Genomic DNA, 13744 nt, shown 5'->3' with positions numbered 1-13744 from the left:
TGGGAGGAGAACTTGATGACACGATCGCTTCAGCGGGCCTTTCTGCTGGCGCCCTGCGCCTTTCTGGCGCTTGCGGCCTTTACCCCGGCACTCGCACAGAACAAGAGCAGTTTCATCGATCAGAAGGACAGGCCGGATTTCACTTCCGCCACCGTGTCACCGCAGATCGCCTGCGGCATGCTGAACGGTCAATCCTTTGCCGAGGTCACGACGCTGAAGGCCGCGCATGTGGCCGGCATGGGAACGGTCCCCGGCCATTGCCAGGTAACCGGCTATATCCGGCCACAGGTTCGGTTCGAGATCACCCTGCCGGACAACTGGAACCGGCGGCTCTATATGTTCGGCAATGGCGGCTACGCGGGCGAGGACCTTGCGGCACCTTCACGGGTCGCCACCCGCAATGCGGCGCTTTCGAAAGGCTTCCTCACCGTCCAGCAGAATACCGGTCACGATGCGGTCACCTACAAGCTCGGGGATTTTGCACAAGACCTTGGCCTCTTGATCGACTACGGTTCACGCGCGGTGCATGTGACCGTCGACACCGCCAAGGCGATTGCCGCGCGTTATTACGACCGGCATCCCTCCTTCTCCTACTGGGATGGCTGCTCGACCGGCGGACGCCAGGGCCTGATGGCGGCGCAGCGTTATCCGGGCGATTTCGACGGCATCCTTGCCGGAGCTCCGGTTCTCGATCTCACCAATACGCAAATCTGGGGCGTCTGGAATGCGCGGGCTCTGCTCAAGGCGCCGATCAGCCGGGCTCAGCTTCCGGTGTTCGCCAAGGCGGTGATGGACAAATGCGATGCGATCGACGGTGCCAAGGACGCGCTGATCGCCGATCCCCGTCAATGCAATTTCGATCCGGCCAAGGACCTGAAGACATGTGAGGCAGGCGGTGCCGACTGCTTTACGTCGGCGCAGGTGGAAACGCTGAAGTCGCTCGCCGGCGGGGTGAAGATCAAGGGGGAGACGATTTTCCCCGGCGTACAGTTCGGCACCGAGGGTGTCGATCCGACCGGTGTGAGCGGCTGGGACATGTGGATGGTATCCGAGCAGGGACCGAGCCGGCAGCTGGCCTATGGCGAGACCTTCGTCAAGAACATGGCGATGCTGCCCGCCTCCGGAAAGGCGATCGACTGGAAGACGTTCGACTTCGATAGCGAATATCCGAAGATCGGCGCGATCCGCGAGATCGTCGACGCCACCAACCCGGATCTCAGCGAATTCCAAAAGCGTGGCGGGCGGATGATCACCTATTTCGGCTGGTCCGACCCGGCGCTCAACCCGATGATGGGCGTCAACTATTATGAAGCCGTCCGCAAACAGATGGGCGCCGAGCGGACGGCGGATTTCTACCGCCTGTTCATGGTGCCCGGCATGTTCCACTGCACCGCGGGTTACGGCACGGATGTCTTCGATGCCTTCACGCCGCTGATGGACTGGGTGGAGAACGGCAAGGCGCCGACGGTGATCCAGGCGAAGCAGATCAAGGAGGGTAAGCCGGTGATGACGCGTCCGCTCTGCCCCTATCCCCAATCAGCCAGATATTCCGGCAGCGGCGACCTGAAAGACGGCGCGAACTTCGAATGCAAGATGCCTTGACGTGAAAACGGCGGGAGGAAACTCCCGCCGTTCGACAATCAGGCTGCGGCGAATTCATCCGCCTTGTAGCGATAGGTGGTCGAGCAGAACTCGCAGGTGACGGCGATCTCCCCGTCTTCCTCGCTCGCCTCGATCTCCTCGGCGGAGAACCCCGAGAGAACGCCCTTGATCTTGTCGCGCGAGCAGCTGCAGCGATCGAACACCGGGTGCGGCGCATAGACCCGCACGCCGCGCTCATGGAACAGGCGAAACAGCAGCCGTTCGATTGCAACCCGCGGGTCTGTCAGCTCGTCGGTGTCTATCGTTTCCACCAGCGTGCGGGCTTCGGCCCAGGAATCGTCCTCGGTGAACTCGAAATCGCGCTCGTCACCATCGCCGCCATGCAGGTCCGGCTGGCGCATGCGCTCAGGCGCGTGCGGCAGGAACTGCGCGACAAGCCCACCTGCCCGCCAGTTGTGACGCGGCTTGCCATCGGCATCGCGGTCGAAGAGTTCGGCGACGCCCAGGCGGACCCTGGTCGGGATCTGCTCCGACTGGCGGAAATAGACGCCGGCAATCTCCTCGAGCGATGAGCCGTCCATCGGCACGATGCCTTGATACGGCTGCATGCCGCGGCCCTGGTCGATGGTGAACGCCAGCACTCCCTGCCCGAGAAGATCGGGCGGCGAGGTTTTGCCTTCCTCGACAGCAGCGGCCAGCGCCTCTTCATCATAACGGGCATAGGCACGAAGGCTGTCGGGCGTCGAGAAATCCGCGACCAGCAGATCGACCGGGCCGTCTCCCTTGGTCTGCACCGTGAACTTGCCATCGAATTTCAGCGAGGTGCCGAGCAGGGCCGTCAGCACGATCGCCTCGGCAAGCAGCCGCGCGACCGGGCCCGGATATTCGTGACGGCTGAGGATGGAGTTGAGCAGCGGCCCGAGCTGGACCGCACGGCCGCGCACGTCGAGACCTTCCACCTGGAAGGGAACGACCCGATCGTCTCCGGCAAAGTCGAGTTCGTTGAGTTCCACAGTCGCTTCCGCCATGACTTCACTCCTTCGCGCCGACCCAAACCTTTACACAAGCGCCAGCCCAAGCGGAACCGCTGGCCGGAGGAAAAGACGTCGACGATGTGTGTTGAAACGCCAGTCCAGAAGACGGCGTATTGTTGAAAGCCGACAAATGGGGGATTGCGGGGCGGAAATCAAGGTTGATTGCCGCCGCCGGCTCTCCGCGTCCTCCATCCGGGACGTTGAACTCAGACGGCGCCGAAGCACCAGGCGAGAATGGACTTCTGCGCGTGCAGGCGGTTTTCGGCCTCGTCGAAGACGACCGACTGCGGCCCGTCGATCACCTCGTCGGTGACTTCCTCGCCGCGGTGGGCCGGCAGGCAGTGCATGAACAGCGCATCCTTGTCGGCACGCTTCATCAGGTCGGCATTGACCTGGAACGGCTGGAAGACGTTGTGGCCGCGTGCCTTGTGCTCCTGGTTCATCGACACCCACGTGTCGGTGACGATGCAATCGGCGCCGGCAACCGCCTTTTCGGCATCATGGCAAAGCATGATGTTGCCGCCGTTGTTGCGCGCCCAGTTGAGGAACTTGTCGGAGGGCTCCGAGCCCATCGGTACCGCCATGTTCATGCGATAGCCGAAACGAGCAGCACCTTCGACGAAGGAATGCAGCACGTTGTTGCCGTCGCCGGTCCAGGCGACCGTCTTGCCGGCGATCGGCCCGCGATGCTCCTCGAAGGTCATGATATCGGCCATGATCTGGCAGGGATGCGTGTCGTCGGTCAGGGCATTGATGACCGGCACGGTCGCGTGTTCGGCAAGCTCCAGCATGCGGGCGTGATCCGTGGTGCGGATCATGATCGCATCGACGTAACGCGACAGGACCTTGGCCGTATCGCCGATCGTCTCGGCGCGGCCAAGCTGCATTTCGGTACCCGACAGAAACAGCGTTTCGCCACCGAGCTGGCGCATGCCGACATCGAAGGATACGCGGGTGCGCGTGGAGGGCTTTTCGAAGATCATCGCCAGCATCTTGCCGGCGAGCGGCTTTTCCGCGGTACCGGCCTTGGTCGCCTGCTTGCGGACCTTCGCGTCGTCGAGAATAGCCCTGAGATCAGCCGGGGAAACGGCAGAAAGATCGAGAAAATGCTTGGGAGATGCCATTTGATGTTCCCTGTGAAGCGGGAAACCTGCAACGGCGTCCCCCTTTTGCCCGCTCAGGCCGATTTTTTCATCTCGGAAGCGGAAAGCTTTTCCGCCGCCCTCTCGATACGGGCAAGCCCTTCTCGGGCTTCCTCCGCTGTGACTGTGAGCGGTGGCAGGAGACGCACCACATTGTCGCCGGCCGGAATGGTCAGCATGTATTCGCCGCGTATGGCCGCAACCAGATCACCCGCGGGCACCTTCGCCTTCACGCCGAGCAGCAGGCCTTCGCCACGAATGTCCTCGATGACGTCGGGGAAGCGGTCCTTGAGGCTCGCGAGCCCCTGCCGCAACACCAAGGCAACGTCGCGGACGTTTTCCAGGAAGCCGTCGCCCAGGATCACGTCGAGCACGGCATTGCCGACCGCCGTGGCGAGGGGATTGCCGCCGTAGGTCGTGCCATGGGTGCCAGCGGTCATGCCGGACGCGGCATCCGCCGTGGCAAGGCACGCGCCGAGCGGGAAGCCGCCACCGATGCCCTTGGCGAGCGCCATGATGTCCGGCGCCACACCCGCCCACTCATAGGCGAACAGCCTGCCGGAACGGCCGACGCCGGTCTGCACTTCGTCGAAGATCAGCAGCAGGCCGTTGTCGTCGCAGACCTGGCGCAACGCCTGGAGGAATTCCTTCGGAACCGGCCGAACACCGCCCTCGCCCTGGATCGGCTCGATCAAAATAGCCGCGGTCGCATCGGTGATCGCGGCCTTCAGAGCGTCCATGTCGCCGAACGGCACCTGATCGAAGCCTTCGACCTTCGGGCCGAAACCTTCGAGATACTTTGCCTGGCCGCCGGCGGCGATGGTCGCCAGCGTACGGCCGTGGAAGGCGCCTTCGAAGGTAATGATATGGAAGCGCTCCGGATGACCCTTCACGAACTGATAGCGGCGCGCGGTCTTGATGGCACATTCGAGCGCCTCGGCGCCGGAATTGGTGAAGAACACCTTGTCCGCGAAGGAATTGTCGGCGAGACGACGCGACAGCGTCTCCTGGCCCGGCTGTTCGAAGATGTTGGACGTGTGCCAGACCTTGTCGGCCTGCGCCTTCAGCGCGCCGACGAGGTGCGGGTGGCCGTGACCAAGCGAATTGACGGCGACGCCGGAGCCGAAATCGAGATATCGCTCCCCACTTTCCGTCACAAGCCATACGCCCTCGCCGCGCTCGAAACGCAGCGGAGCCCGGGCAAAAGTGTCGAAAAGCGCGGCTTCAGCCATGGCGACATCACTCCTCTAGGCAGTCCAGAAAGGCCCATGGAAGGGGCCGAAAAAATCAAAAATGCCGCCCACTGGGCGGCGGGGGCACTATCGGGGTTTAGGCCATCAATGTCAACAAAGCTCGGCGTTTTGGGCAGGCCCGGGCCGGAAAGCGGCAGGCGCCGGCCAATGTGACAAAAATGACTCTCCCGGACAGCAAGTTGGGGAAAACCACGAAATCGATTCCCGCAGATTCCCCCGACTCTTGCCACGGAGTCAGCCTCACACTAGGTTAAAGATCAATTACTAGACTGCATGCGGCGGAACTAGTCACCTCAAGCATAGATATAGTGGGTGCTGCGAAATGAATTTCGCAGCAAAGGTGGAAGGATTCTGCATGCCAGCAACGTTCAAAGGCGGAGAACGGGCATGAACTGGACAGACGAGCGTGTCGAGAAGCTCAAAAGATTATGGTCGGAGGGCCTCAGCGCCAGCCAGATCGCAGCGCAACTTGGAGGCGTAAGCCGAAATGCCGTTATCGGCAAGGTGCACCGTCTCAGCCTGCCGGGCCGGGCGAAAGCCGGCGGCACGGTAGCGACGGGCCGCTCAGCTGCGGCCAAGCGCACGACATCGGCGCCGCGGGCTCCGAATTATGCATCGCGCGTCACGACCCGGACCGTTACCCGCGCCGTCGGCGCGACGATGGTCAAGGAAGAGGTCGAAATCGAACCCTATCAGGAGATGGAATATCGTCCCGCCTCCAACGTGGTGGTGCCGATCTCCCGTCGCCTTGCATTGACCGAGCTTACCGAGCGCACCTGCAAGTGGCCGGTCGGGGATCCGCTCAAGGACGACTTCCACTTCTGCGGCTGTGAATCCCCGGATGCATCGCCCTATTGCGGCTATCATGCAAAGCTCGCCTACCAGCCGGTCAACGAGCGCCGCAAGGTTGCTGCTCGGGTCTGAGCGGCGGCGCGACACGAGGACAAGATCGAAGGCGGGCTCAGGCCCGCTTTTTTGTTGCGCATGGCAGATATGCCGGCCAAGCCTTGCTCCGGATCGGCATTGCACCTATCTGAAAGACGGCGAGGACGACCTCCCCCATTCGGGCAAAAACTCCGGGACGACCCGGAAAGCACCCAGGAGGTCATCATGCGCTCGACTCGCGACCGTATCCGCCATGCCATCAGCTTCGAACTGATCGGGCTCGCTCTCATCACACCGCTCGGCGCCTTCGCCTTCGGCATGCCGGCCGCCGATATCGGCGTGGTCGGCATCGGCAGTGCGACGATCGCCACCGGCTGGAACTATCTCTACAATCTCGGCTTCGACCACCTGATGCAGCGCTTTACCGGCGGCACGCAGAAAAACACCGCAATACGCGTGGCGCATGCGGTGCTGTTCGAACTTGGTCTGCTGATCGCGCTTCTGCCGCTGATCGCCTGGTATCTCGGCATCAGCCTCATGCATGCGCTGACGATGGACGTGTCGTTCGCTGTCTTCTACGTGGTCTATGCCTTCGTGTTCAACTGGGCCTATGACCGCATCTTTCCGCTGCCGGAATGGCAGCAGCAGACCGAGGCGACCTGACGCCGCTCCTCGAGGTTTCCATCGAATAATCCGCGCCGCGGACGGTGCGGATGACACCCTGCATGTTTGGAGAAGTTGAGCGCCTCCCCGAGGCGCCGGATATGGGACGTCGATAGCACTCTCTTTTGTCAGAACCTGACGGTGAACTCGCTTCCCTTGCCGACTTCCGACTTCACGATCAGGCGGGCTCTGTGGCGGGTCAGGATGTGTTTGACGATTGCAAGGCCGAGGCCGGTGCCTTTCTTGGAACGGCTGTCGGCCACGCTGACCCGGTAGAAGCGCTCGGTCAGCCTCGGAACGTGCTCGGCCGGAATGCCCGGCCCTTGGTCGACAACGGTCACTTCCACCGGATTGGAAGCACCGTTCCTGAGGTAAACGTCCACGAACTTGCCTTCCTGGCCGTATTTGCAGGCGTTCTCGATCAGGTTTTCGAAAACCTGGACGAGCTCGTCGCGGTCGCCCAGCACTTCCACCTTGCCTTCCGGCAGGTGCGTGCGGATTTCCACTCCGAGATCGTCGGCGAGCGGCACCAGCGCGTCCCGCACATGACCGATCAGCGGCTTGAGGTCGATCGTCTGATCCGGTGCGATATGGGATTTGAGCTCCAGACGCGACAGCGACATGAGATCGTCGACAAGGCGGCTCATGCGTGTCGCCTGGTCGAACATGATGGCGAGGAACCGCTCGTGCGCGGCAGCGTCGGAGCGCGCCGGCCCCTGCAGGGTCTCGATGAAGCCTCGCAACGAGGCAAGCGGGGTACGCAGCTCATGGCTGGCATTGGCGACAAAATCCGAGCGCATCCGATCGATGCGGCGCAGTTCCGAAATGTCCCTGAAAGAGAGGAGATAGAGCTTCTGCGCCACTCCGTCGGAGCTTTGCTGGACCGGTTGGCCGAGATCGATCGGCGCGATGCGCAGGGTATAGACGCGCTCGGAAGGCAACCGCTCGGAATGCTCGATCTGGTTGGGCTCATCAGTCGCGATGGTTTCCCGCACCATGTCGAGAATGCCGGGGGACCGCAGCCGGGCCGAAAGATGCGAACCTGGAGAAAGGATGCCGAAGGCCTTCTCGGCCGCCTTGTTCTGGTGGAGGACAGTTATATCATCGCCCAGCACGAAAGCCGGAATGTCCAGCGCGCTGAGCGTCGCTGCCACTTGGGGCAGCGGCTGGAAGCCAGATCGCTCTTCCTCGACGATCACCGGGGCCGGCGGCGGAAGGACGGCAGGCTTGCGGCCGACGACGACCAGCACTAGGAGCAGCCAGCCCACCAGGACGCCCACCCAGTCCATACCGATCAGGAACGCGATCATCGCCAGCAGGGTCAGAAGCAACAGCAGAGCGCGTTCCTGGCGGCCTCTCGCAACGAGCGTGCCCAGACCCCGACGCCATTTCTCCAGTACCGACTCCACAGACAGACTCGCAGCTTTCACAGGTTGAACACGCGCTCATATATCCCTTGCATGACAGATATACATCGCTTCCGTTGGGATATTGGAAAATTGGCGTTATCCGGAGAGTAGCGGAATTTCGAACTTGCGTTACATATCGGCTACCGCCCCGTACGGCGGATCGATCGGAGGAAGCACTATCATGGCGGATAAAACCGAAAGCCGAGCAGTCAGCATCGACATCAACGGCAAGCTCAAGCAGTTCGATATCGACGACCCGGTACTGCCGGCCTGGATCGAGGAGCATGCGCTTGGCTCCGGCGGATATCCCCATGACGACAAGCTCGACAAGGACAAATACGCCAAGCAGCTCGAAAAGCTGCAGGTCGAACTCGTCAAGGTGCAGTTCTGGCTGAAGGCGACCGGCAAGCGGATGATGGCGCTGTTCGAGGGCCGCGACGCGGCCGGCAAGGGCGGCACGATCTTTTCGATCAATGCCTATCTCAATCCGCGTTCGGCCCGCGTCGTGGCGCTCAACAAACCGACGGAGACCGAGGCCGGCCAGTGGTATTTCCAGCGCTACATCTCGCATTTCCCGACCTCGGGCGAGATCGTGCTGTTCGACCGCTCCTGGTACAACCGGGCCGGGGTCGAGCCGGTGATGGGTTTCTGCACGCCGGAACAGTACAAGGATTTCATGAAAGCGGTTCCGCGCTTCGAGGACACGATTTCCGACGAAGGCATCATCTTCTTCAAGTTCTGGCTGGATATCGGCCGCGAGATGCAGCTCAAGCGTTTCCATGACCGGCGGCACGACCCGCTCAAGATCTGGAAACTGTCGCCGATGGATATCGCCGCGTTCAACAAGTGGGACGATTACACCGAGAAACGCGACGCGATGCTCGAACGGACCCACAACAAGGAGACGCCATGGGCCGTCGTGCGGGCCAACGACAAGCGCCGCGCCCGCCTCAACGTCATTCGCCATATCCTGCTGTCGCTCGACTATGAGGGCAAGGACAAGGACGCCATCGGCGAGATCGACGACAAGATCTTCGGTTTCGGCCCGAAGTTCCTGAGATAAAGGGTCATTGGCCGGGCAGGATGCGCACCGAATAGAGCAGCACCGCCCGGTCCGCGCCGTCGATACCGCTGTTGAAGATCAGGCGGCCGGGCCGGTTGGGGGCAAGCGACCGCTCGAAGGTTACCCGGAAGAGTGCCTCCAGCTTCTCCTGCGTTGCCGTAAAGCGATGACGACTGCAGTTGCCGAGGCTTCCGAAATCGCAGCGGACCGACAGCTGCACGGAACTGTTCTGCCCCGACTGCAGGGTCAGGGCCACCGTCGAGCTCTTGCCGGCCATTTCGCGCAGCACTTCCGGCGGCACTTCGACCGAGACATCGCCGCCGTCGCCTGACGTTGCCGATGCGATGCGCACGGCCTGCCCTTCCGATGCGGCCACCGCCTCGACTTTCGCCTGACCGCCGGCTTTCATTTCCGCCGCCTTGGCGGGCACGAAGATTTCCACCCACTCGTCGGAAAAACCGCGGCGCGGATCGAAGGCGACCGGGCCTCCCGCCGCCTGGCCGGCGACCGAGCGGTCGGCCGACTTCATCGCTTCCTCGACGATCGACTGCACCAGACCGGATTGATAGAACCACCAGCAGGCGCCGCCGACCACGCCAAGGGTGATGACCCAGGTCAGGAGATGCGACAGGAAACCCCGACGCTTTCGCGGTTTGGCGGCCCGTTCCGGGGGAACGTCCAGGCCGCTATCGGAGGACGGGCGGGCGTTCTTGTTCGGCTTGCCCGGTTTTGCCGCGTTCGCCGGAGGTTCCGGCTGGAATTGCTCGGCTTCGATCCGCTCGCCGCGCGCGGGGCTGACGCCGCCGAGATCGCCGGAGGACATAACCGCAGCAGCAGATGGAGCGCGCACCTCACCCGAAACGGTATCGATGGACGGCGCGACAGGCGAAGGTGCCGCCGGCCGTGGCGTCGCCTCCGGCCGCGGGCTGGCTGGCATGACCGGAGACTCCACCGCCATGGGTTCCGCGGCGTATGGCAGTTCCGGTTCGAGCTCCACGGCAGGTCCCGGCGCCGGTTCCACCAGACGCTCGACTTCCGCCATTTCGATCTCGTGAATCTTCCGCTCCAGGAGTTCATGCTGCTGCATGATGATCAACCGGTCGGTAACGCCTTGCTTGCGAAGGCCGGCGTCCAGTGCCTGGCGCGCCGACTGATAAATACGCGCCCTGATCTCCCGGTCCGCCCGGTTCGAGCGATCCAGTGCGTTTCTGATGGCCGTTTCCAAACCGCTCACTGCCGGTCCTTCTTCATCGTCATTCCCACCGCGCGGGAGTTTACGTTTCGGTAACCCCTCCGCCGCGGAACTGCAAGCACCGCCTTCGACTGCACCATGGCGAAAAATAAGGACAGGATATGTCGGGAGCCCCTGCCGGGCGTTGCGGAGATCTGCTTCGAAAATCTTTCCACCGGCTTTTCGAGCCTCCCGCGATCTGGTAGACGGATTTACGTTTGCGTAAAGGTCAATCGGGAGGTTTTTAATCCATGCTTCCAGCAGTCCTCAAGGACAGGCTCCGCCTGCCCGTGGTCGCGTCGCCGCTGTTCATCATTTCTCATCCGGAACTGACACTGGCGCAATGCAAGGCGGGCGTCGTCGGCGCCTTCCCGGCGCTCAATGCGCGGCCGGAAAGCCAGCTCGACGAGTGGCTGGCCATGATCACCGAGGATCTCGCCACCTATAACGCCGCCAATCCCGACAGGCCTGCCGCTCCCTTTGCCGTCAACCAGATCGTCCATACCTCCAACAAGCGCCTGGAGCACGACCTGATGATGTGCGTGAAATACAAGGTGCCGATCGTCATCTCCTCGCTCGGCGCCGTGCCGGAGGTGAATGCCGCCGTACACTCCTATGGCGGCATCGTGCTGCACGACATCATCAACAACCGCCACGCCAATTCGGCGATCCGCAAGGGCGCCGACGGGCTGATCGCGGTCGCTGCCGGCGCCGGCGGGCATGCCGGCACGCTGTCTCCTTTCGCACTGGTGCAGGAAATCCGGGAATGGTTCGACGGGCCGCTGCTGCTCGCCGGCGCGATCGCCACTGGCGGCGGCATCCTTGCCGCCCAAGCCATGGGCGCCGACATGGCTTATATCGGCTCGCCCTTCATCGCCACGAAGGAGGCGCGCGCCGCCGATGGCTACAAGCAGATGATCGTCGATTCGAATGCTGCCGACGTCGTCTATTCCAACTATTTCACCGGCATACACGGCAACTACCTCAAGGGTTCGATCACCGCCACCGGCATGGACCCGGACGCCCTTCCGGTCGCCGATCCGTCCAAGATGGATTTCGAACAGGCGGTCAGCGGGCCGAAGGCCTGGAAGGAGATCTGGGGGGCAGGCCAAGGCGTCGGTGCGGTCAAGGCGGTGGTTCCGGTCGCGGAACTCGTCGACCGGCTGGAAAACGAATACCGGGCGGCGCGCGAGCGCCTTACGGTCTGAACGAACGGCTGGATAATAATAACCGTCATTTCAGGAAAATCGTCGAGAAGCCCAAAACCCGGCTTGAAATCGCAGGTCATTGCCTGTATCAGCCGCATCACTCGCAGCCCCGGCAAAACCGGCCGCTGCCCGTGCCGCTTTAGCTCAGGTGGTAGAGCACATCATTCGTAATGATGGGGTCGCAGGTTCGAGTCCTGCAAGCGGCACCAGTCGAACCCTCGACCCCTCAATGGGTTAACCGAGGATCGCCGGTCACCAACATTCATTGCAATTCATCGCTGTCACACCACGGTCACAGCAGAGGTTTGCAATGGCAACAATCCGCAAGCGCAATGGAAAATATCAGGTTCAGGTCCGCGTTCAGGGCTGCAATCCTATTTCCAAAACATTCACCCGACTCGACGATGCAAAGACGTGGGCGCGGCTCACCGAAATCGAAGCGGAGCAGATCGGTCTGCCCGCCGATCCAAGAGTTCTCGCCCGAACGACAGTGGGTCAACTTCTTGAGCGCTATCGGGATGAGGTAGTGCCGAAGAAGCGCGGCTCTGAGTATGAGACCATCATGGTCAACGCGATGCTTCGCCAGCCTTGGTCTAAGCGATCTTTAGCTCATATCGATGGCGCGACATTTGCCGAGCACCGCGACATCCGGCTACGGACTGTCCTCCCTTGCACCGTCAAACGCGAGTTGGCGATGCTGCAGCACGCCTTCGATATCGCGATGAAGGAATGGTCAATCCCGCTGCGGTCCAATCCAATCAAGTCAGTCTCAAAACCGGGAGGGGCGAACAAGCGCGACCGCCGCGTCCGGAAAGGCGAACTTATCCCCCTCTTCCGCGCCGCTAAGCAATGCAAGCGGGATGGTATGCGAGCGCTCATTCTCCTGGCCATCGAAACGGGCATGCGGCAAGGCGAACTGCTGGCGGCCAAATGGAGCCACATCGATCTCGCGGCAAGGCGCTGGCTCATCCCGGTGACGAAGAACGGCGAGAGCCGAACGATCCCGCTCACCCGCCGATGCGTCAGAACCCTCCGCATCCTTAAGAAGTCAGCCGGAACAGCCGACCGGATTTTCGATCTAACAAGGGAGGCGGTGAAATGCTCGTGGCGGCGCGTCATCGAACGTAGTCAAATCGAAGACCTCAATTTCCACGACCTGCGCCACGAGGCGATCAGCCGCTTTTTCGAGCGCGGCCTTTCCATCCCCGAGGTCAGTCTGATCAGCGGCCACAAAGACCCACGAATGCTGTTCCGCTACACGCATATGACGGCGGCGCATGTTCTGGCGAAACTAGGATGACTACAATGCACCGCTACTTTTGCCCTTAAATAATACTCGTTCTAACTGCTCCGCCTCTTGCTTAGTCGTTTCGTTAACCAGAATAGTCGAACTAAACGTGCTCGAGTACAATCTCTGTGTGCCAGCTGGAGCGGTGCGGAGCAAGCAGTAGGAGGAAGAGTGCAGAATGGAAATCGTTGAATTCCTTGATCATAAAACGAGGTGGAGCGTCCTGCGCGGATTGGGTAATTCCCCCGTTGCTAAAGCAACAATCGCAGTGCCGCTGGTCGGATACTTGCTGCTCTTCAACGCGGAGATCGTGAAGTATCTCAACCTACATGCCGATTTTTGCAAACCAGCAGGTTGCAGCTCATCGTTGCGACTCTTCCTACTTTATCTCGGCTGCTGTTCGATAGCGATAGGCGCGGCGCTGTACAACCTGAGATGCCCGACCCTCATCAAGAAATACGATTCGGCGGCTGCGTTTTTCGGGGTTGAAAGGGACTATTTTTGCCAACCTCGAAATCTGCAGTATTTGCTAGATTTAATAGAGAAGGGAACTGACACTGCGCCGCTAGCTCGCGACGCGCCCAAGTTTGATTACGGAGAGCGCCACGAGGTAGATCCAATTAGGCTAGCGGACCCGATGGGAGAGCTTTATCGTGTTCTGAATGTCAAGTATTTCGCATTTAGGCTGGTCGCCCTGATCTCATACACCGTCGGTTTTGGGTTACTCCTCGTCCCGACTGTGATCACGTTCATTCAAGTGATTTTGGAATTTGAGTTTCGGCAAGCCCTTTCTTTACTGTTTCAATAAGAAAGCCTTCCCTCCAGGCTTCTACGGTAACAGCTTAGAGCGCAATAAGCTGTTGTAGGCACGCTTTCCCGGAATGGTGAGTGAGCATTTTCCATAAATCCGCCACAAAATTTGCGAGGGACCTTGTGGGATGAGACCGCCCCCGGCCACCGTCGAAC

General features: G+C 61.3%; 12 protein-coding genes and 1 tRNA gene. 8 read left to right on the top strand and 5 right to left on the bottom strand.

Annotated features, from left to right (window positions below; translation table 11 throughout):
- Positions 1 to 15: 15 nt before the first annotated feature.
- Positions 16 to 1602: a tannase/feruloyl esterase family alpha/beta hydrolase gene (locus C5J26_RS23795; RefSeq protein ID WP_105404048.1), complete on the top strand. Its 1587-nt coding sequence runs from the start codon at positions 16 to 18 to the stop codon at positions 1600 to 1602.
- A 38-nt stretch (positions 1603 to 1640) separates the two neighbouring features.
- Here C5J26_RS23795 and C5J26_RS23790 read toward each other — a convergent pair whose 3' ends face one another.
- From C5J26_RS23790 to C5J26_RS23780, 3 genes are all read right to left on the bottom strand, one after another.
- On the bottom strand, positions 1641 to 2630 hold the full coding sequence (locus C5J26_RS23790) for an Hsp33 family molecular chaperone (protein ID WP_105404047.1): 990 nt from the start codon (positions 2628 to 2630) through the stop codon (positions 1641 to 1643).
- A gap of 212 nt (positions 2631 to 2842) precedes the next feature.
- Positions 2843 to 3760 carry an ornithine carbamoyltransferase gene (gene argF / locus C5J26_RS23785; protein WP_105404046.1) on the bottom strand — a complete coding sequence of 306 codons (918 nt, stop codon included), beginning with the start codon at positions 3758 to 3760 and terminating at the stop codon, positions 2843 to 2845.
- A gap of 53 nt (positions 3761 to 3813) precedes the next feature.
- Positions 3814 to 5010, bottom strand: a complete 1197-nt coding sequence (locus C5J26_RS23780) for an aspartate aminotransferase family protein (protein ID WP_046603194.1) — start codon at positions 5008 to 5010, stop codon at positions 3814 to 3816.
- Between the two features lie 408 nt (positions 5011 to 5418).
- Between C5J26_RS23780 and C5J26_RS23775 the strand changes: the two genes are divergently transcribed.
- On the top strand, positions 5419 to 5955 hold the full coding sequence (locus C5J26_RS23775) for a GcrA family cell cycle regulator (RefSeq protein ID WP_046664813.1): 537 nt from the start codon (positions 5419 to 5421) through the stop codon (positions 5953 to 5955).
- A gap of 186 nt (positions 5956 to 6141) precedes the next feature.
- On the top strand, positions 6142 to 6579 hold the full coding sequence (locus C5J26_RS23770; protein ID WP_105404045.1) for a PACE efflux transporter: 438 nt from the start codon (positions 6142 to 6144) through the stop codon (positions 6577 to 6579).
- 128 nt (positions 6580 to 6707) lie between these two features.
- On the opposite strand, the gene phoR is transcribed toward C5J26_RS23770, so the two are convergent.
- Complete coding sequence (gene phoR / locus C5J26_RS23765) at positions 6708 to 7889, bottom strand: phosphate regulon sensor histidine kinase PhoR (RefSeq protein ID WP_105404124.1); 1182 nt, start codon at positions 7887 to 7889, stop codon at positions 6708 to 6710.
- A gap of 280 nt (positions 7890 to 8169) precedes the next feature.
- Here phoR and ppk2 point away from each other — a divergent pair, with 280 nt between their 5' ends.
- Positions 8170 to 9051 (top strand): polyphosphate kinase 2, encoded by an 882-nt coding sequence (gene ppk2 / locus C5J26_RS23760; RefSeq protein WP_105404044.1) that lies wholly within the window; start codon positions 8170 to 8172, stop codon positions 9049 to 9051.
- Positions 9052 to 9055: 4 nt separating this feature from the next.
- Here ppk2 and C5J26_RS23755 read toward each other — a convergent pair whose 3' ends face one another.
- Positions 9056 to 10285 carry a hypothetical protein gene (locus tag C5J26_RS23755; RefSeq protein ID WP_105404043.1) on the bottom strand — a complete coding sequence of 410 codons (1230 nt, stop codon included), beginning with the start codon at positions 10283 to 10285 and terminating at the stop codon, positions 9056 to 9058.
- 248 nt (positions 10286 to 10533) lie between these two features.
- Between C5J26_RS23755 and C5J26_RS23750 the strand changes: the two genes are divergently transcribed.
- The 4 genes from C5J26_RS23750 (at position 10534) to C5J26_RS23735 (ending at position 13586) form a co-directional block, all read left to right on the top strand.
- On the top strand, positions 10534 to 11490 hold the full coding sequence (locus C5J26_RS23750) for a nitronate monooxygenase family protein (protein WP_105404042.1): 957 nt from the start codon (positions 10534 to 10536) through the stop codon (positions 11488 to 11490).
- 133 nt (positions 11491 to 11623) lie between these two features.
- Positions 11624 to 11699, top strand: a tRNA-Thr gene (locus tag C5J26_RS23745).
- Between the two features lie 101 nt (positions 11700 to 11800).
- Entirely contained in the window at positions 11801 to 12790 is a 990-nt protein-coding gene (locus C5J26_RS23740; protein WP_105404041.1) for a site-specific integrase, read from the top strand.
- Positions 12791 to 12956: 166 nt separating this feature from the next.
- Positions 12957 to 13586, top strand: a complete 630-nt coding sequence (locus C5J26_RS23735) for a hypothetical protein (RefSeq protein WP_105404040.1) — start codon at positions 12957 to 12959, stop codon at positions 13584 to 13586.
- Positions 13587 to 13744 lie beyond the last annotated feature (158 nt).

The sequence above is a fragment of the Neorhizobium sp. T7_12 genome (assembly GCF_002968535.1).
GTDB lineage: Bacteria > Pseudomonadota > Alphaproteobacteria > Rhizobiales > Rhizobiaceae > Neorhizobium > Neorhizobium tomejilense.
Note: the sequence above shows the minus strand (reverse complement) of the source record. Positions and strands in the feature narration are given on the sequence as shown.

Bases quoted from the DNA above. Each gene is read 5' to 3' on its own strand.
- C5J26_RS23795 (WP_105404048.1), top strand. From the start codon at position 16: ATGACACGATCGCTTCAGCGGGCCTTTCTGCTGGCGCCCTGCGCCTTT.
- C5J26_RS23790 (WP_105404047.1), bottom strand. From the start codon at position 2,630: ATGGCGGAAGCGACTGTGGAACTCAACGAACTCGACTTTGCCGGAGAC.
- argF (WP_105404046.1), bottom strand. From the start codon at position 3,760: ATGGCATCTCCCAAGCATTTTCTCGATCTTTCTGCCGTTTCCCCGGCT.
- C5J26_RS23780 (WP_046603194.1), bottom strand. From the start codon at position 5,010: ATGGCTGAAGCCGCGCTTTTCGACACTTTTGCCCGGGCTCCGCTGCGT.
- C5J26_RS23775 (WP_046664813.1), top strand. From the start codon at position 5,419: ATGAACTGGACAGACGAGCGTGTCGAGAAGCTCAAAAGATTATGGTCG.
- C5J26_RS23770 (WP_105404045.1), top strand. From the start codon at position 6,142: ATGCGCTCGACTCGCGACCGTATCCGCCATGCCATCAGCTTCGAACTG.
- phoR (WP_105404124.1), bottom strand. From the start codon at position 7,889: ATGATCGCGTTCCTGATCGGTATGGACTGGGTGGGCGTCCTGGTGGGC.
- ppk2 (WP_105404044.1), top strand. From the start codon at position 8,170: ATGGCGGATAAAACCGAAAGCCGAGCAGTCAGCATCGACATCAACGGC.
- C5J26_RS23750 (WP_105404042.1), top strand. From the start codon at position 10,534: ATGCTTCCAGCAGTCCTCAAGGACAGGCTCCGCCTGCCCGTGGTCGCG.
- C5J26_RS23740 (WP_105404041.1), top strand. From the start codon at position 11,801: ATGGCAACAATCCGCAAGCGCAATGGAAAATATCAGGTTCAGGTCCGC.
- C5J26_RS23735 (WP_105404040.1), top strand. From the start codon at position 12,957: ATGGAAATCGTTGAATTCCTTGATCATAAAACGAGGTGGAGCGTCCTG.